This is a genomic window from Cryobacterium sp. TMT2-4, from assembly GCF_004402575.1.
Taxonomy (GTDB): domain Bacteria; phylum Actinomycetota; class Actinomycetes; order Actinomycetales; family Microbacteriaceae; genus Cryobacterium; species Cryobacterium sandaracinum.
On record NZ_SOGE01000035.1, the window covers coordinates 87,504 to 104,758 of the forward strand.

At 68.6% G+C, this 17,255-nt stretch carries 13 protein-coding genes; 7 read left to right on the forward strand and 6 right to left on the reverse strand.

Going from position 1 to position 17,255, the window contains the following annotated elements; genetic code table 11:
- Positions 1-57: 57 nt before the first annotated feature.
- From E3O54_RS12700 to rsmI, 3 genes are all read right to left on the reverse strand, one after another.
- Positions 58-1,011: a TatD family hydrolase gene (locus tag E3O54_RS12700; RefSeq protein WP_233191385.1), complete on the reverse strand. Its 954-nt coding sequence runs from the start codon at positions 1,009-1,011 to the stop codon at positions 58-60.
- On the reverse strand, positions 1,004-2,566 hold the full coding sequence (metG, locus tag E3O54_RS12705; RefSeq protein WP_134374562.1) for a methionine--tRNA ligase: 1,563 nt from the start codon (positions 2,564-2,566) through the stop codon (positions 1,004-1,006). The genes E3O54_RS12700 and metG overlap by 8 nt, the downstream gene beginning before the upstream one ends.
- A 243-nt stretch (positions 2,567-2,809) precedes the next feature.
- On the reverse strand, positions 2,810-3,676 hold the full coding sequence (gene rsmI / locus E3O54_RS12715; RefSeq protein WP_134401725.1) for a 16S rRNA (cytidine(1402)-2'-O)-methyltransferase: 867 nt from the start codon (positions 3,674-3,676) through the stop codon (positions 2,810-2,812).
- A gap of 39 nt (positions 3,677-3,715) precedes the next feature.
- On the opposite strand from rsmI, the gene E3O54_RS12720 reads away from it, so the two are divergent.
- The 3 genes from E3O54_RS12720 to E3O54_RS12730 all read left to right on the forward strand — a co-directional run bounded on the left by E3O54_RS12720 (position 3,716) and on the right by E3O54_RS12730 (position 7,606).
- Positions 3,716-5,203 (forward strand): dolichyl-phosphate-mannose--protein mannosyltransferase, encoded by a 1,488-nt coding sequence (locus tag E3O54_RS12720; protein WP_134401726.1) that lies wholly within the window; start codon positions 3,716-3,718, stop codon positions 5,201-5,203.
- 182 nt (positions 5,204-5,385) lie between these two features.
- Positions 5,386-6,486 carry an acyl-CoA desaturase gene (locus E3O54_RS12725; protein WP_134401727.1) on the forward strand — a complete coding sequence of 367 codons (1,101 nt, stop codon included), beginning with the start codon at positions 5,386-5,388 and terminating at the stop codon, positions 6,484-6,486.
- A 127-nt stretch (positions 6,487-6,613) separates the two neighbouring features.
- Entirely contained in the window at positions 6,614-7,606 is a 993-nt protein-coding gene (locus E3O54_RS12730) for a YeiH family protein (protein ID WP_134401728.1), read from the forward strand.
- 133 nt (positions 7,607-7,739) lie between these two features.
- Here the strand turns inward: E3O54_RS12730 and E3O54_RS12735 are convergent, their stop codons facing one another.
- On the reverse strand, positions 7,740-8,915 hold the full coding sequence (locus E3O54_RS12735; RefSeq protein WP_134401729.1) for an FAD-dependent oxidoreductase: 1,176 nt from the start codon (positions 8,913-8,915) through the stop codon (positions 7,740-7,742).
- Between the two features lie 121 nt (positions 8,916-9,036).
- On the opposite strand from E3O54_RS12735, the gene E3O54_RS12740 reads away from it, so the two are divergent.
- The 4 genes from E3O54_RS12740 (at position 9,037) to E3O54_RS12755 (ending at position 12,932) form a co-directional block, all read left to right on the forward strand.
- Complete coding sequence (locus tag E3O54_RS12740) at positions 9,037-10,329, forward strand: O-acetylhomoserine aminocarboxypropyltransferase/cysteine synthase family protein (RefSeq protein WP_104100798.1); 1,293 nt, start codon at positions 9,037-9,039, stop codon at positions 10,327-10,329.
- A gap of 134 nt (positions 10,330-10,463) precedes the next feature.
- Positions 10,464-10,955: a CoA-binding protein gene (locus E3O54_RS12745; protein WP_241976895.1), complete on the forward strand. Its 492-nt coding sequence runs from the start codon at positions 10,464-10,466 to the stop codon at positions 10,953-10,955.
- Between the two features lie 42 nt (positions 10,956-10,997).
- Positions 10,998-12,371: an L-serine ammonia-lyase gene (locus tag E3O54_RS12750; RefSeq protein ID WP_134401731.1), complete on the forward strand. Its 1,374-nt coding sequence runs from the start codon at positions 10,998-11,000 to the stop codon at positions 12,369-12,371.
- 75 nt (positions 12,372-12,446) lie between these two features.
- Positions 12,447-12,932 (forward strand): LysM domain-containing protein, encoded by a 486-nt coding sequence (locus E3O54_RS12755; protein WP_134343507.1) that lies wholly within the window; start codon positions 12,447-12,449, stop codon positions 12,930-12,932.
- Positions 12,933-13,342: 410 nt separating this feature from the next.
- Here the strand turns inward: E3O54_RS12755 and E3O54_RS12760 are convergent, their stop codons facing one another.
- Positions 13,343-14,392 (reverse strand): Gfo/Idh/MocA family oxidoreductase, encoded by a 1,050-nt coding sequence (locus tag E3O54_RS12760; protein WP_134401732.1) that lies wholly within the window; start codon positions 14,390-14,392, stop codon positions 13,343-13,345.
- Between the two features lie 39 nt (positions 14,393-14,431).
- Entirely contained in the window at positions 14,432-16,951 is a 2,520-nt protein-coding gene (locus E3O54_RS12765; RefSeq protein ID WP_241973042.1) for an RNA helicase, read from the reverse strand.
- Between the last annotated feature and the right edge of the window lie 304 nt (positions 16,952-17,255).

Here is a 17,255-nt window from a genome sequence, read left to right on the forward strand (position 1 = left end):
CGGGTCGGGTGCCGGCCTCGGGTTCGTCTCCGGGAGCGTAGCCGTGGCGGGGCGGGGTCATGCGAGGCCTCCGACCCAGCTCGTGTCGGGCTCTGGCTCGGTGACCGTCACCGGTTCGGCGTCCCACCGCCCGTAGACGAGTTCGGTGTTGGACGAAATCTGGGTGGCGAGAATGGTGGCCTCCGTTTCTAGGTGGTCGGCCATGACGCGCAGGGTGTGCGGCAGCAGGTACGGCGCGTTCGGGCGGCCGCGGAAGGGTGCGGGGGTGAGGAACGGGGCATCCGTCTCGACCAGCAGCAGCCGGCGCGGCACCGCGGCCAGGGCCTCCCGCAGATTCTGGGCGTTCTTGAAGGTCACGGTTCCCGCGAACGAGAGGTACCAGCCGTTGTCGGCGAGGATGCGGGCCATCTCGACGTCGCCGGAGAAGCAGTGGAAGACGGTGCGATCGGGCGCGCCGACCCGCAGCAGGGTCTCGATCACCGCGGCGTGGGCGTCGCGGTCGTGGATCTGCAGCGCGAGGCCGTTCTGCTTGGCGATGTCGATGTGCGCCTCGAAGGAGCGGAGCTGGCTGGCGTGTCCTTCGGGGCCGGTGCGGAAAAAGTCCAGTCCGGTCTCCCCGATGGCGACCACGCGCGGGCGCGTCGCCAGCTCGGCGATCTCAGCCAGGGCGTCGTCGAGGGTGCCGGCGGCCTCGTAGACCGGGGCCTCGTTGGGGTGGATGGCGACGGCCGCGAGCATGCGCGGCTCCCGGGCGGCCATCGCGGCCGACCAGCGCGAGGTCTCCAGGTCGCCGCCGACCTGGATGACGCCGCGCACGCCGACGCTGGACGCGCGGTCGAGCTGCTCGGCCACGCTGAGCGACTGCTCACCGTCGGCGATCTCCAAGTGGGTGTGGTTGTCGTAGACCGGCACGACGAGCGGGTCGGGCAGCGGCGGGTAGCTCAGGTCCCGGCCGGCACCTTTTTCGCGCTGGCGCACGGGGCCGGCTTCGGGCCCGGGCTCGTCAGCCAACCGTGGCCTCGATGCGCGGGAAAAGCGCCTCGAGCGGGGAGACCCGCGGGCCGCCGGTCCACTCCCAGGCCCGGTCGATGCGCTGGTCGGTGACCAGGCCGATGCCGCCGAGGGCGGTCCAGAGCTTCGCCGTGGCCTGCGGTACGACCGGCGAGAGCAGCACGGCGAGCGTGCCCAGTCCGCGCACGGCGGTGACCAGCACGGCTTCGAGTCGGTCCCGGTCGGCCGGGTCCTTCGCGAGCGACCACGGCTCCTGGGCGGTGATGTAGCCGTTGAGCTCGTCGACCAGTTCCCAAATCGCGGCGATGGCGTCGTGGATGGCGAGGTGTCCGATGGCCAGTGTGGCGGCATCCGTCACCCGCTTCTCGGTGCCGCGAATGAGCTCGTCGGCCTCGCTGAAGTCGCCAGCGACGGGGATCTCGCCGTCGCAATAGCGCACGACCATGGCGATCACGCGGGAGGCGAGGTTGCCGAAGCCGTTGGCCAGCTCGGACTGGTACCGGGCGGACAGGTCTTCCCAGGAGAAGGAGCCGTCCTGGCCGAAGCTGATCGCGCGCATGAAGTAATAGCGGAAGGCGTCGGAGCCGAACGTATCCGTGATCTGGTTTGGGGCGATGCCGGTGAGCTTGGACTTGCTCATCTTCTCGCCGCCCACGAGCAACCAGCCGTGCCCGAAGACCTGCCGAGGCACCTCGATGCCCGCGGCGAGGAGCATTGCAGGCCAGATGACGGCGTGGAAACGCAAAATATCTTTGCCCACGACGTGCGTCGCCGGCCAGAGGCGGCTGAACTTCTCGTCGTCGTGGCCGTAGCCGGCGGCGGTGATGTAGTTGAGCAGGGCGTCGAACCAGACGTAGACGACGTGGCTGTCGTCCCAGGGCACCTTGATGCCCCAGTCGAAACTGGAGCGGGAGATCGACAGGTCGCTGAGGCCCTGCTTGACGAAGGATATTACCTCGTTGCGCGCCGACGCGGGCTGTACGAAGTTCGGGTTCTCCTCGTACAGGGCGAGGAGCTGGTCGGCGAACGTGCTCATCCGAAAGAAGTAGTTCTTCTCGTGCAACAGCTCGCAGGGGATGGAGTGGATGGCGCAGACCTGCTGCCCGGCGTACTCGCCGACCCCATCGATGAGGTCGCTCGGCTGCTTGTACTCCTCGCAGCCGACGCAGTAGAAGCCCTCGTACTCGCCGGTGTAGATGTGGCCGGAGTCGTAGAGGTGCTGCAGGAACTTCTGCGCGTTCACTTCGTGGCGCACATCGGTGGTGCGGATGAAGTCGTCGTTTCGGATGTCGACCGTCTTCAGCAGCGGCTTCCAGGCGGTTTCGACCAGACGGTCGGCCCACTCCTTCGGCGTGACGCCGTTGGCGGTCGCGGTGCGCAGGATCTTCTGCCCGTGCTCGTCCGTTCCGGTGAGCAGCCAGGCATCCTCGCCGGACTGCCGGTGCCAGCGTGCGAGCACGTCGGCAGCCACCTCGGTATAGGCGTGCCCGATGTGGGGGACATCATTCACGTAGAAAATGGGCGTGGTGATGTAAAAAGATGAGCCGTCGGACATGCTCTCATCCTATTAGGAGCAGCGGATGACGCTGGCCGTGTTACCTTGTGCCGCGTTCGTCGTGGTGCGTGGGCCGAAGTCCGGCGGCAGCACCTGCCGCGCGGCCGGGCCCGGGTCCGGTTCGGGGCGTCCCGGAGGGCGAGGGACTCCCGCACGTCCAGGCCGTGCACCTTTTGGTGCGGGTAGTCCACGGGATCTGCTGAGCACGATCGCGCCGTCGTGCCCCCCGGCCGCGAACTCCTGTCAGGGCAGAGGCAGAGCCTGGAAGTCCGCGCGGGCCGCGGCGGGCTTGCCCGTCTTGCGCTCCAGCGCCGCCTCGTAGAGGGCGCGCTTGCCGAGCCCGGTGGCGGCGGACACGTCGGCGGCCGCATCCTTGAGACGGATGCCCGACTCCACCAGCGCGAGCACCTCGACCACCCCGGTCTCCAGATCCAGCACGCGTGCCTCCGCCCCGGCGACCACAATGGCGATCTCGCCCTTGACCCCGCCGGCGGCCCACTCAGCCAGCTCGGTCGCGGTACCGCGCTTCACTTCCTCGTAAAATTTGGTCAGCTCACGGCAGACCACGACGCGGCGCCCGGCCCCGAGCACCGCAGCCAGATCGGTGAGGGAGGCCGCCAGCCGGTTGGGCGATTCGAAAAAAACCATTGTGCGCCGCTCCGCGGCCACCTCCCGGAGGGCCGAAACCCGGTCGCCGTGCTTGCGGGGCAGGAACCCCTCGAAGGTGAACCGGTCCGTCGGCAGCCCGGACACGGCGAGCGCGGCGAGCACGGCCGACGGCCCGGGCAACACCGACACGACGACGCCGGCCGCCACCGCGGCATCCACCAGGTGGAAACCCGGGTCGGATACCGTCGGCATCCCTGCGTCGCTGAGCACCAGGATGTCGGTGTCGCGGGCGAGTTCGACGAGTTCGGCCGCCTTGCCGCGCTCGTTGTGGTCGTGCAGGCTGATCAGCCGCGGGCGGTTCTCGATGCCCAGGGCCTTGAGCAGGTGCACGGTGACCCGGGTGTCCTCGGCGGCGATAATCGTCATCGTGCCGAGCGCCTCGATCAGACGCTTTGACGCGTCGCCCAGGTTTCCGATCGGGGTGGCAGCCAGGAGGATCATGGTCCCAGTCTCGCAGCCACGGATCACTACGATGGTCACGTGTTCGTGACAAGCCGCGTTTTCTTCTGGGCCGGGCCGCTGGCGGTGACCCTGCTCGCGGCGGTGCTGCGACTCTGGAATCTCGGCGTGCCGCACGGGCTGGTGTTCGACGAAACCTTCTATGTGAAAGACGCCTGGACTCTCAACAACCTCGGCTACGAGTCGACCTGGCCCGAGGGGGCGGACGCCCTCTTCGCCGCCGGGCAGACCGATGTCTTCCTGTCCGACCCGTCGTTCGTGGTGCATCCGCCGCTCGGCAAGTGGCTGATCGCACTGGGTATGGCTGTCGTCGGCCCCGAACACAGCTGGGGCTGGCGGATCGCCACCGCCCTGATCGGTGTGCTGGCGGTCGTGCTGCTGATGTTGATCGCGAAGAAGCTGTTCGGGTCTACCGTGCTGGCCGTGATCGCCGGGTTCCTTTTCGCCATCGACGGCAACGCCATCGTGATGTCGCGCGTGGCCCTGCTGGACAACTCCGTGATGTTCTTCGCACTTCTCGGGTTTGGCGCTGTGCTGCTCGACCGGGACCGGCACGCCACCAGGCTGTCTGCCCGCCTGGTCCAGGCGCGTGAGGCCGGGCGGGAGCCGGGCTGGGGGCCGACCCTGTGGCGGCGGCCCTGGCTGCTCGCGGCCGGCCTTGCCTTCGGGCTCGCCTGCAGCGTCAAGTGGTCGGGCATCTACTTCCTCGCCGCCTTCGGCGTCTACCTTGTTCTCGTCGACGCCCTCGCCCGGCGCCGCGCCGGGCTCCCGTTCTGGTTCAGCGCCGCCGTGCTCAAGCAGGCACCGGCGACCTTCCTGCTGATCGTGCCGGTGGCCGTCGCCACCTACCTGGCCTCCTGGACCGGCTGGTTCGTCACCCGGGGAGGCTACTACCGCGACTGGGCCACTACGCCGGATGCCGCGTGGACCGGCGCCCTCGCCTGGATTCCCGACTCGATGCAAAGCTTCTGGCACTACCAGGTGGCGGCTTACACCTATCACGTCGGGCTCTCCACGCCGCATCCGTATCAGGCGAACCCGTTGACCTGGCTGTTCATGAGCCGCCCGACAAGCATGTACTACCGCGGCTCCGCTCTGGGCGAGAACGGATGCGACGTCGCCACCTGCTCCGAGGCGATCACCGGCATTGCGAATCCGATGATCTGGTGGGCGGCCACGGCGGCGGCCTTCTACCTGGTGTATCGCCTGGCGCGCTACCGCGAGTGGCAGGTCGGCCTGATCCTGATGGGGCTGGTCGCCGGCTACCTGCCCTGGCTGATGTACCTGAACCGCACGGTCTTCCAGTTCTACACGATCGCGTTCGAGCCCTACCTGCTCCTCGGCCTCACTTTCGTGATCGGCGTTCTGCTCCCCCGGGCAGGCTGGGTCGTGCTGGGCTTCCTGGTGGCGGCCGCGCTCCTCAGCGCGTATTTCTACCCGCTCTGGACGGGCATCCAGACCCCGTTTACGTTCTGGCAACTGCACATCTGGCTTCCCAGCTGGCGCTGACTTTCACGTGCTTTTCCGGGAAACCGGAAGCCACTTATATGCCTCTGTGGGCATATACCGACTGGGAAAGCGGTGTGAAAGCACCCGTTTCCAAGGGGTCCGGCCCATAGAATATGGATATCTGTTTTACGAGTGTCTGCTCCATCACCGACTGAGAAGTCCGGATACAAACCAAAGGCCTCATGTCGGAAGCTGTTGCCGCATCCACGGTGCGCATTGTCAAGACCCGCCCGGGTGGCGATTCGAAAAACCCCACCACCGAGTATTCATCGCTGCTGCACACCGTGCGCAACCTTGGACTTCTGAAGCGCGCCACCGGTTTCTACTGGTTCGTCTTCTCCATGCTCGTGCTCGCCACCCTGGGAACCGGGACCGCGTTCGTGCTGCTCGGCGACAGCTGGTACCAGCTCATCGTCGCGGGCGTGCTCGGCATCATCCTCACCCAGTACGCGTTCCTCGCCCACGAGGCGTCGCACCGCCAAGTGTTCGAGGGCGGTCGCGCGAACGACCGCGCCGGGCGCATCCTCGCCAACCTGTTCGTCGGCATCAGCTACGCCTGGTGGATGAACAAGCACAGTCGTCACCACGCCAATCCGAACGTCATCGGCAAGGACCCGGACATCGCCCCCGACTTCATCGTCTTTCGGGAAGAGGACGCAGCGAAGGTCAGCTGGCTCGGCTCGTTCGTCACGCGCAAGCAGGGCTATCTCTTCTTCCCGCTCCTGATGGCCGAGGGGTTCAACCTGCACGTGCAGGGTTTCAAAACCGTCTTCGGCAAGAAGAAGGTCGACAAGCGCTGGCTCGAGATCAGTATGCTGACCACCCGCATCGTGCTCTATGTCGCCGCGATTTTCTACTTCCTCCCCGTCGGCATGGCGTTCGCGTTCATCGGCGTGCAGCTGGCCGTCTTCGGTGTCTACATGGGGGCGTCCTTCGCGCCGAACCACAAGGGCATGCCGCAGCTCCCCCACGAGAGCAAAGTGGACTTTCTCCGCCGCCAGGTGCTCACCTCCCGCAACATCCGCGGCGGCACGTTCATGGACACGTTCATGGGCGGACTCAACTATCAGGTCGAGCACCACCTGTTCCCGAACATGGCTCGTCCGCACCTGCGCAAGGCCCAGGAGATCACCAAGGAATACTGCAAGACGCACAACATCCTTTACACGGAGACGTCGCTCATCGAGTCCTACGGCATCGTCATCGCTTACCTGAACAAGGTCGGGCTCGGCGCCCGCGACCCGTTCGACTGCCCGATGGTCGCCCGGTTCCACCACCGGTAGATCGGCTGCAGCACTCCGACGAGCCGTGAGCAAAGCCCCTGTCCCCGTGCGGGAGAGGGGCTTTTCTCACGGATCGGCGACGGGTACCAGGCCCGCCGCGGGCAAAGATGGCCGTAAACTCGGTGCAATGTGGCTGCCCGGTGTGCTGGTCGCGGCCGCGGCCGCGCTGCTCGCCGGAATCGTCCACGCGGTCATCCCTGCCCTGCCGCTGCTCACGCTCGCTGTCGCCTTCGGAATCGTCGCCGGTAATCTCCCGGTCGCCCACCGTGCGTTGACGGGAGTCCTTTCCAAGGGCCTGAAGCTCGCGGCCACCCGGTTCATGCGCATCGGCATCGTGCTGCTCGGCCTGAAGCTGAGCCTGGTGGACATCCTGGGCTTGGGCTGGGTGACCATCATGACCACCGTCCTGATCGTGCTGCTCACCTTCGTCGGCACCTACTGGCTCGGGCGCGCGGTTCGCCTGCCCGGCCGCCAGCCGATCCTGATCGCCACCGGCTTCTCCATCTGCGGGGCGTCCGCGATCGGCGCGATGAGCGGGGTGGTCAAGGCGAAGGATGTCGACACCGCCACCCCGATCGCCCTGGTCACCCTCTGCGGCACGCTGGCCATTGCGGTGCTGCCGGTGCTGTGGCATCCGCTCGGTCTGACCGATCTGCAGTTCGGGCACTGGGTCGGCGCCGGCGTGCACGACGTCGGCCAGGTCGTCGCGACCGCGCAGATCGCCGGGCCCGCCGCGCTGGCCGTGGCCGTCGTCGTGAAGCTCACCCGGGTGCTGCTACTCGCGCCGATCGTCGCCGTCATCGCCGTCGGCGAGCGCAGCCGCGAGACGCGCGTCGCCACGGTGACGGATACCCCCGTGTCCCGCCCGCCGCTCGTGCCCCTGTTCGTGGCCGGTTTCCTGGCCGCCGTTCTCGTGCGCACGTTCGCCCCGCTGCCGGACGCCGTGTTGGCCGGCGCGGACACCGTGCAGACCTACCTGCTCGCGGCCGCGCTCTTCGGGCTCGGCGCCGCCGTGAACCTCGGTTCCATCCTGCGCACCGGAGGCAGGGCCCTCCTCGTGGGTCTGACCTCCTGGACGTTGATCGCCACCCTCGCCCTCGCCGCCGCGCAGCTGCCCTGAGCCGGTGTCAGCAGCTCCGTCCCGAACGAATTCGACGGAGATTTGGCCCGAATCGCACCCAATCAGGCCGAAAACGCACTTTCAGAGCAGAATCTCCGTCGAATTGGTTCGACGCCGAACAGCGAGGTGGCGCTCAACGGCGGGAGAGCCAGCCCCCGGCCGCGGCGTTCGGCGCCCGGTTCAGGGCGAACCGCGGCGGAGCGGCTGCGGTGCCCGTGGTCAGGTCGGCGAGGATTCGCCCGACCGTCGGCGTGAACTTGAAGCCGTGGCCGCTAAAGCCAGCCCCCACGATCACGGGGCCCACCCGGTCGAGCACGAAGTCCTCGTCGGCCGTGGTCGTGTAGGTGCAACTGACCGGTTCGAGCGTGTCGGGGTCGGCGCCGGGCAGCCATTCGCGCACATAGCGCGCCAGGGCAGCCAGCTGAACGGGCTCGGGTTGGAAGCTGCGCGCATCCGGGTCGGTGCCGGGACCCACGCCGTGCCAGCCGGCTTTGATCCCCTGGCCGGGCGTGTACATGCCGTAGACCGGCGAGTACCAGTATCCGTAGCGCGGGTCGGACCAGGCGGGCGCATGGTTGAAGCCGGGCCACTCGGTCTCGGCGTGTGCGGCGGCGGCCGGGGAGGCGTCGCGCAAGGCGAAGTGCGCCGGCTGCTCCTGCGTCACCGTGAGGCGCGGCATCGGGATCACCCCGGCCAGCAGTGCGCTGGTCCACGCGCCGACCGTGACGACGGCGCGGCGGGCGATGATCGTGCCGGCCTCGTGGGTCACCCGCACCCGGTCATCGCCCTGCACTTCCAGGCGCTGCACGCGGATGCTGTGCCGCACGTCGGCCCCGGCGGTGGCCGCGGCGGTCTGCAGGGCGGTGACCGCGGCGTCCGCGTTCACCCGGCCGGCGTCGGGGGCGAACAGCACCCGGCCGTCGAAGCGGATGCCCGGCCAGCGTTCGGCTGCGGCCTCCGGGGCGAGGAACTCGGCGCACAGGCCCACCCGGGCCAGCATTGCCGCCACTCGGTCGAACGACGGATTCGCCCCGTGATTGACGACGCCGACCTGACGCAGGAGTGTGCTCTGCGTCTCTGCTTCCAGCTCGCGCCAGAGCGACAGCGCCTCGGCAAGCATCGCCACGTAGGTCGGTTCGGCGTAGGCGGTGTTGAAATTGCGGGAGGCGCCGTGCGAGGCGCCGTTGAGGTGCCCGGGCGTGAACCGCTCCAGCACGGTGACCGGCCGGCCCCGCCGCGCCAGCTGCCAGGCCGTCGCCGACCCCATTGCCCCGCCGCCGATGACGACCGTCTCCACGCGCTCTTCCATGCCCTTATCCTGCCCGACCGGGCGGCAGGCGCGGGCACCGGGGCGGCCGCAAGTCGGCATCCGTTTCGCACTGTTACGCCCTTGTCCCGAACCCCCCGCCGATCATCGCTAACGTAAGGCCATGGCAGATCGCGAGTACGGTTTCAAGACCCGGGCAATCCACGCAGGCAACATCCCCGACGCCGTGACCGGCGCGCGGGCCCTGCCGATCTACCAGACCAGCGCGTTCGTCTTCGATGACGCGTTGGATGCCGCCGCCCGCTTCGCCCTGCAGAAGTACGGCAACGTCTACTCCCGCCTCTCGAACCCGACCGTGGCGGCCTTCGAGGAGCGCGTGGCCAGCCTCGAGGGCGGGCTGGGTGCCGTCGCCACCGCCAGCGGCCTGTCCGCGCAGTACATCACCTTCGCCAGCCTCGCCGGCTCGGGAGACCACATCGTCTCCAGTGCCAACCTCTACGGCGGCTCGATCACCCAGCTCGACGTGACGCTGCGCCGGTTCGGGGTCGAGACGACGTTCGTGCGCAGCGCCGACGCGGCCGACTACGCCGCCGCGATCACCGAGAAAACCAAGCTGATCTTCGCCGAGACGGTGGCCAACCCGTCCGGCGAGGTCGCCGACATCGAGGGACTCGCCGCCGTCGCCCACGCGGCCGGGATCCCCCTGGTGATCGACTCGACTATCGCCACGCCCTACCTGACCCGGCCGATCGAGTGGGGCGCCGACATCGTGATCCACTCCGCCACCAAGTTCCTCGGCGGGCACGGCACCACCCTCGGCGGCGTCGTCGTCGAGAGCGGACGCTTCGACTGGCACAGCGACAAGTTCCCGCTCTTCGGCGAGCCGGTGCCCAGCTACGGCGGTCTCGAGTGGGCCGGCAACTTCGGCGAGTACGCGTTCCTCACCCGCCTGCGCGCCGAGCAGCTGCGCGACATCGGCCCGGCCCTCTCCCCGCACTCCGCGTTTCTCCTCGCCCAGGGCGTCGAGACGCTGCCGTTCCGCATGCAGGCGCACGTGGACAACGCGCGCGCGGTGGCCGAGTGGCTCGACGCCGATCCCCGGATCGAGTACGTCAACTGGGCCGGGCTGCCGGCCCACCCGCACTACGACCGCGGCCTCAAATACCTGCCGCAGGGCCCCGGATCGGTCTTCAGCTTCGGAGTGAAGGGCGGCCGCGACGCCGGGCGCACCTTCATCGAATCGGTCGACCTGGCCAGCCACCTCGCCAACATCGGCGACGCCAAGACCCTGGTCATCCACCCGGCCTCCACCACCCATGCGCAGCTGAACGAGACCCAGCTCGTCGACGCCGGCGTGTTGCCCGGCCTGGTCCGCATCAGCGTGGGCATCGAAGACGTCGAGGACATCATCTACGACCTCGACCAGGCCCTTGGCCGGATTGCGGGGACCAAATGAGCGAGCACCACGTGAACATCGACGCCACCCCCGACAGCGCCGCCGCAACGGTCACGGATGCCGCCGCGCACGACACCGTGCACCTCGCCAATGGGCTCAGCTGCTCAGTGCCCACCGGTTCCCCCCTCGCGAAGCTGCTGAAATCCCAGCGCACCTGGGTGGGTCCCGACGCCAAGGCCCGGCTGAAGATCCTGCGGGCGGCGAAGTCCATCGCCATCGTCGGCGCGTCGCCGAATCCGGCCCGCTCCAGTTATTTCGTGGGTACCTACCTGCAGCAGTCGAGCGACTACCGGGTCTACTTCGTCAACCCGAACGCGAAGACGATCCTCGGCGAGACGGCCTACCCGGACCTCGCGTCGCTGCCCGAGGTGCCCGACATCGTCGACGTGTTCCGTCGCGCCGGCGACATCCCGGCCGTGATCGACGAGGTGCTCGCAATCGGGGCGCCCACCGTCTGGGTGCAGCTGGGCATCTGGAACCAAGAGGCCGCCGAATACGGCGAATCGAAGGGGCTCACCGTGGTGATGGACCGCTGCATCAAGATCGAGCACGCCCGGTTCCACGGCGGGCTGCACCTCCTCGGGTTCGACACCGGCCAGATCACGGCGCGCAAAACCATCCGCTGATCCGTCCCCGGGGCACAACCCCGGCACGGTTACGATGGTCGGATGACTGCGTATGTGTCGGCACTCGACCTCTTCTCCATCGGCATCGGCCCCTCCAGCTCCCACACGGTGGGCCCGATGCGGGCGGCGCTCACCTTCGCCGACCACCTGCGCGAGGCCGGTCTGCTCGCCGACGTGGCCCGAATCGGCTGCTCGCTCTACGGCTCGCTCGGCTCGACCGGACTCGGCCACGGCACGCCCGACGCAGTCCTGGCCGGCCTCTCCGGGCTCCGCCCCGAGACCTGCGACCCGGATGACGTGCGCTCCGCCTGGTCCGGCCTGGCCGACGACGCCGTGCTGATGCTCGGCGGCAGCCATGCCATCCCCGTGCGAAAGGACGACGTGTCCTTCGAGGCGCGCACCCGGCTGCCCGGCCACCCCAACGCGCTGACCCTCACGGCCTGGGGGCACGACGCCGTCCCCCTGCTCGAGGAGACCTGGTACTCGATCGGCGGCGGCTTCATTCGGCGCGACGGCGACCCGATCGGCCCATGCAGGGCCGTGCCACAGCCGCGGCAGTACTCCTCCAGCGCCGAACTCCTCGCCCTCTGCGACCTTTACGCCGTCGCAATCTGCGACATCGCACGCGCCAACGAGGAGACGATCCACGGGGCCGAGGCGCTCGACGTCGGCCTCGACGCGATTTGGAACGCCATGAGCGACTGCGTGGAGTCAGGACTCGAGGCCACTGGCACCCTCCCCGGCGGCCTTCAGGTCAAGCGCCGCGCGGCGGCCGTGCGCATGCAGCTAGAGGAATATGACCGGCTGCCGTCGCGTGAACGCGACACCTCGACCGAATGGCTGCATGCATTCGCCCTCGCCGTCAACGAGGAGAACGCCTCCGGCGGCCGCGTGGTCACCGCCCCCACCAACGGCGCGGCCGGCATCATCCCCGCGGTCGGCCACTACTACCTGCGCTTCGTGCCCGGGGCGGATGCCGCGGGAATCCGTCGCTATCTGCTCACCGCCGTCGCCATCGGTTCGCTCGTAAAGGCCAACGCCTCCATCTCCGGGGCGGAGGGCGGCTGCCAGGCCGAGGTCGGCTCCGCTTGCGCCATGGCGTCCGGCGCACTCTGCGCCGTTCTCGGCGGCACGCCGCGGCAGGTGGAGAACGCGGCCGAGATCGCGATGGAGCACCACCTGGGCCTCACCTGCGACCCCGTCGGCGGGCTCGTGCAGGTGCCGTGCATCGAGCGCAACGCCATCGCCGCGTCGACCGCCGTGTCGGCGGCCCGGCTGGCCCTGCACGGCGACGGCACGCACCTCGTCTCCCTCGACGCCGTGATCGAAACCATGCGCCAGACCGGCCTGGACATGTCGACCAAGTACAAGGAGACCAGTGAGGGTGGCCTCGCCGTCAACGTGATCGAGTGCTGACATCGCCACTCGCGCCCTAAGCTGGACGCATCCGCTCGGGGGCACGAACGGAACTTTCTGCGAGGGGGACATCCGATGAATTCTGCGCGACCGACAACCACTCCTGTCTGGGCGCGGGTCGCTCTGGCCGCCATGCTGCTGCTCCCGCTCGGCCTCACCGGGTGCGCCGGCGCCCCCGCTCCGGTGGTCACCGCGACGGTTACCCTCACGCCGACGCCCACTGCGACTCCCACCCCCACGCCGACCCCTGAGCCCGAGGCCCCGGTTGTGCCGAATCCGACTATCACGCCCAACGCCGAGGCCGTGCCCGTGGAGCCGCTGCCCGAGGGCCCGGCCGTCGACCTTGGCGCCAGTACGGGGGCCACCGGCGCCCCGGTCACCGATGGTGCGGGCGCCCCGACCAGCTACTCCGTGCTGGAGGGCGACGACTTCTTCGCCATCGCGCAGCGCTTCGACCTACCGGTGCAGCAGCTGTTGCGCATGAATCCGTCGGTGTCGGGTCTGGGTGAGAATATCTACATCCGGGACGTGATCAACCTCGACTGGACCACCACTGGGTAGCGCGCTCAGGGGTACATTCCCAGCTTCTCTCTAGGGCTCCGGTAGCCCGCTCGTCAAGGTGGTGACACGCCTCGAACGTCGGGGCGGCACGGCAGTGGGGTTCCCACAATTCTCCGGGCCGAGACCGACGCGGAAACGGACGCTCCGGATGGCACCGCCATCCACGCGGGAGAGCATTCTCGCGGGACGGTCGGGTCGTCCCTTCAACAACTCCGTTGCGAACGAATTCGACGGAGATTGTGGCCGAATCGCACCCAGTCACGCCGAAAACGCACTTTTACAGCAGGATCTCCGTCGAATTGGTTCGACACGGGGCACGGCCCTCCCTTAGCGATGGACAGCGTCCACGCGGTGGAGTCGGCCCCGTCCGTCCGGGTGCGCCGCAACGGCGGGGCCGGGACGCACGTGCCTTAGTGCGTCAGCAGGTTGATGCGCTCGATCAGGGTGATCGTGCGCAGCGACTCCCGCGGGTCGACCGGGATCGGAGCCCCACGCAGAATCGCGTCGGCCAGACCGGTGTAGAACGCCGCATAGTTGCCGCGCTCGGTCGGCACCCGGGTCAGCGCGCCGTCCCGTCCGAGTACGCCCCAGGCGGACTCCGGGTCGACGCCGAAACCCGGGTCGGTCGGTCGGGCACCCGCCGCGAGGGCGGTCTCCTGGCCGTCGAGGCCCCACTTGGTGTAGCCCGCCTCGGAGCCGAGGACGTGGAAGCGCGGGCCGACCTGGGCGGCGATCCCGTTCATCCACAGGTGCGAGCGCACCCCCGACCCGTGGTGCAGCGCCACGAAGGTGTCATCGTCGGCGACCCCACCCGGGCGTCGAATGAGGGTCTCCGCGTAGACGTCGTCGACCGGGCCGAAGAGTTGCAGGGCCTGGTCGATCAGGTGGGCGCCGAGGTCGAAGAGCACCCCGCCGCCCTGTTGGATGGTCGCGCCGACCTTCCACGATTTGGTCTGCTCCGGCTTCCACCATTCGAACCGGGACTCGAACCGGCGCACATCGCCCAGCGCCCCCGCTGCGATTACGCCGCGCAGGGTGAGGAAGTCGCCGTCCCAGCGCCGGTTCTGGAACACGGTGAGCGGCAGGCCGAGGCTCACGGCCTTCTCGATCAGGCCGCGGCCTTCCCGGGCCGTCACCGCGAAGGGCTTGTCGACGACCACGGCGAGCCCGGCGTCGAGGGCGGCGTGGGCGAGTTCGACGTGCGTGCCCGACGGTGAGCCGATCACGACCAGGTCCAGGTCGTCCGCGGCGGCGAACAGGTCCTCGGCGGTCGACATCAGGCGCACCCCCGGATGACGCTCACCGGCCTGCTCGCGCCGCACGGGGTCGCGGGTGACGATCAGGTCGAGCGAGAACTCGGGGTTCGCGCCGAGGAGCGGGCTGTGGAACACGCGTCCGGACGTGCCGAACCCGATCAGTCCGGTGCGGATTGGGGCGACGGATGCTGGCGACTGCGTCATGCTCCCACGGTACTCCCGGTGCGGCTTCCGCCCGGCCCGCTACAGCCGGTCGACGCCGGTGACGCGCACGACGGCGGCGCCCAGCTCGTCGGAGTCGGCCAGGTCGACCGTGGCACTGATGCCCCAGTCGTGGTCCCCCGCCGGGTCGTCGAATATCTGCCGCACGGTCCAGACGGATGCGCCCTCGTCGAAGATGATCAGGTCTGCGCTGCGCGCATTCGCCCCGGTCAGCAGCTCGTCGTGCTCGGCGAAATAGCCGTCCATGGCATCGACCCAGGCATCCGTGTGGAAACCGTGTTCCCGGTCAAGCTCGCCCAGGGCGTCATAGTTCTCGAGCGCGGCCAGCTGCACCCGGCGGAAGAGCTCGTTGCGCACCAGGATGCGGAACGCGCGCGCATTGGTGGTCAGGCGGCGGGGCGCGGGCGGCAGCACCGACTGCGCAGCATCCGAGTGCACGGCAAGGTCCGGGTGGATGAGTTCCTCCCACTCGTCGAGCAGGCTCGAGTCGACCTGGCGCACCAGCTCGCCCAGCCACTCGATCAGGTCGAGCAGGTCTTCCGTCTTGGCGTCGTCGGGGATGGTTTGCCGGGCGGCCCGGTACGCATCCGAGAGATAGCGGAGAACGACGCCCTCGCTGCGGGCGAGCTTGTAGAAGGCCACGAACTCACCGAAGGACATGGCCCGCTCGTACATGTCCCGCACGACCGTCTTCGGGCTGAGCTCGAAGTCGGCGATCCACGGCTGGGATTCCTTGTAGGTGGTGAAGGTGACGTGCAGCAACTCCTCGAGCGGCTTCGGCCAGGTGATCTCCTCGAGCAGCGCCATCCGCTCGTCGTATTCGATGCCCTCGCGTTTCATGGCGTTCACGGCCTCGCCGCGGGCCGCGAACTGCTGGCCCATCAGCACCGGGCGCGGGTTGTCGAGGGTGGCCTCGACGATGGAGATCATGTCGAGGGCGTAGTGGCCGCTGCCGGGGCCGGCCACATCGGGGTCGGCGTCGAGCAGGTCGAACGCGGCGAGCGCGAACGGCGACAGTGGCTGGTTGAGGGCGAAGTTGGGCTGCAGGTCGACGGTGAGACGGATGTCCCCGGCCGCGCTTTGCTCCACGATCCCTGCCGCGCGCAGGGTCTTGTAGATCCCGAGGGCACGCCGGGCGTGCGCGAGCTGGCGATTCCAGGGTTCGTGGTTGTCGAAGATCAGGTCGTGGACGTGGGTGAACGCGTCACCGCCGCGCCCGATGACATTGATCAGCATCGCCGCGGTCATCTGCATGCTCGAGTGCATCGTTTCCGGCTCGGCCGCCACGAGCCGCTGGAACGAGGGCTCACCCCAGGACACGAAACCCTCGGGCGCCTTCTTGCGGATGATCTTGCGCTTCTTCTTGGGGTCGTCGCCGGCCTTCTCGATGGCCTTGAGGTTATCGGTTTCGTGGTCGGGCGCCTGGATGACGACGGTGCCGGCCGTGTCGTAGCCGGCCCGGCCCGCGCGGCCAGCGATCTGGTGGAATTCGCGGGCGTTGAGCTGGCGCATCTTGACGCCGTCGTACTTGGTGAGTGCGGTGAAGAGCACGGTGCGGATCGGCACGTTGATGCCCACGCCGAGGGTATCGGTGCCGCAGATGACGCGGAGCAGGCCGCGCTGAGCAAGCTGCTCCACCAGGCGGCGGTACTTGGGCAGCATGCCGGCGTGGTGCACGCCAATGCCCATCCGGATCAGCCGGGACAGGGTCTTGCCGAAGCTCGTGGTGAAGCGGAACTCGCCGATCAGCTCCGCGATCGCCTCCTTCTGTTCCTTGGTGGCGACCTTGACGCTGCTGAGGGCCTGAGCCCGTTCGAGCGCGGCCGCCTGGGCGAAGTGCACGATGTAGATCGGAGCCTGCCCGGTCTTCAGTAGCTCCTCCACCGTTTCATGCACGGGCGTGGTCTCGTAGTAGTAGTGCAGCGGCACCGGGCGCTCCACGCCCGTGACGACCGCGGTGGTCCGACGGGTGCGGCGCGAGAGGTCGTCGGCGATGAACGTGACGTCGCCGAGGGTCGCCGACATGAGGATGAACTGCACCCCGGGCAGGAGCAGCAGCGGCACCTGCCAGGCCCAGCCGCGGTCGGGGTCGCCGTAGAAGTGGAACTCGTCCATCACGACCTGGTCCACAGGAGTGTCCTCACCGTTTCTCAGGGCGAGGTTGGCCAGGATCTCCGCCGTGCAGCAGATGATCGGGGCGTCGGAGTTGACCGAGGAATCCCCCGTCATCATGCCCACGTTCTCGGCGCCGAAGATCTCCACCAGCGCGAAGAACTTTTCGCTGACGAGGGCCTTGATCGGCGCCGTGTAGAAGGTGCGCTTGCCGGCCGAGAGCGCGGCGAAGTGCGCACCGACGGCGACCAGGGACTTACCGGTGCCGGTCGGGGTGCTGAGGATCAGGTTCGCCCCGGAGACGATCTCGATCAGGGCCTCTTCCTGCGCGGGATACAGGGACAGACCCTGCTCCCCCGCCCACGTTTCGAAGGCCTCGAACAGCACATCCGGATCGGTGACATGCGGGAGGGCGGTGAGAGTTGCCATGATCCTTCGATCCTGCCCTATTCCACTGGGCATCCGCTCCGCGCCCGGCGGCCGGGTCGGAACCGAGCATGGTCTCTCCTCCGGCTGAGCGTGAACACGGGGACGATATGCCCGATCACCGCGGCCGTCACGGGCCGTTGCGGAGGACTCACAGGCCGCAAATCTAAGCTGGCGACATGGCCAGCCGCGACGTTTCCTCGTCCTCATTTCCGACGCCGCCGACGCCTCCCGCGCCCGGGCCGCCGGCCCGATCGGCCCCGGCACGGCTCGGGCGGCCCGCGACGGCCGGCGTGGCCGCCGCCCT

What these genes read in the sequence shown, in the direction of transcription:
- metG (WP_134374562.1), bottom strand. Translation starts at nt 2,566, where the DNA reads ATGTCCGACGGCTCATCTTTTTACATCACCACGCCCATTTTCTACGTG.
- rsmI (WP_134401725.1), bottom strand. Translation starts at nt 3,676, where the DNA reads ATGATCCTCCTGGCTGCCACCCCGATCGGAAACCTGGGCGACGCGTCA.
- E3O54_RS12725 (WP_134401727.1), top strand. Translation starts at nt 5,386, where the DNA reads ATGTCGGAAGCTGTTGCCGCATCCACGGTGCGCATTGTCAAGACCCGC.
- E3O54_RS12730 (WP_134401728.1), top strand. Translation starts at nt 6,614, where the DNA reads ATGTGGCTGCCCGGTGTGCTGGTCGCGGCCGCGGCCGCGCTGCTCGCC.
- E3O54_RS12735 (WP_134401729.1), bottom strand. Translation starts at nt 8,915, where the DNA reads ATGGAAGAGCGCGTGGAGACGGTCGTCATCGGCGGCGGGGCAATGGGG.
- E3O54_RS12740 (WP_104100798.1), top strand. Translation starts at nt 9,037, where the DNA reads ATGGCAGATCGCGAGTACGGTTTCAAGACCCGGGCAATCCACGCAGGC.
- E3O54_RS12750 (WP_134401731.1), top strand. Translation starts at nt 10,998, where the DNA reads ATGACTGCGTATGTGTCGGCACTCGACCTCTTCTCCATCGGCATCGGC.
- E3O54_RS12755 (WP_134343507.1), top strand. Translation starts at nt 12,447, where the DNA reads ATGAATTCTGCGCGACCGACAACCACTCCTGTCTGGGCGCGGGTCGCT.
- E3O54_RS12760 (WP_134401732.1), bottom strand. Translation starts at nt 14,392, where the DNA reads ATGACGCAGTCGCCAGCATCCGTCGCCCCAATCCGCACCGGACTGATC.
- E3O54_RS12765 (WP_241973042.1), bottom strand. Translation starts at nt 16,951, where the DNA reads ATGGCAACTCTCACCGCCCTCCCGCATGTCACCGATCCGGATGTGCTG.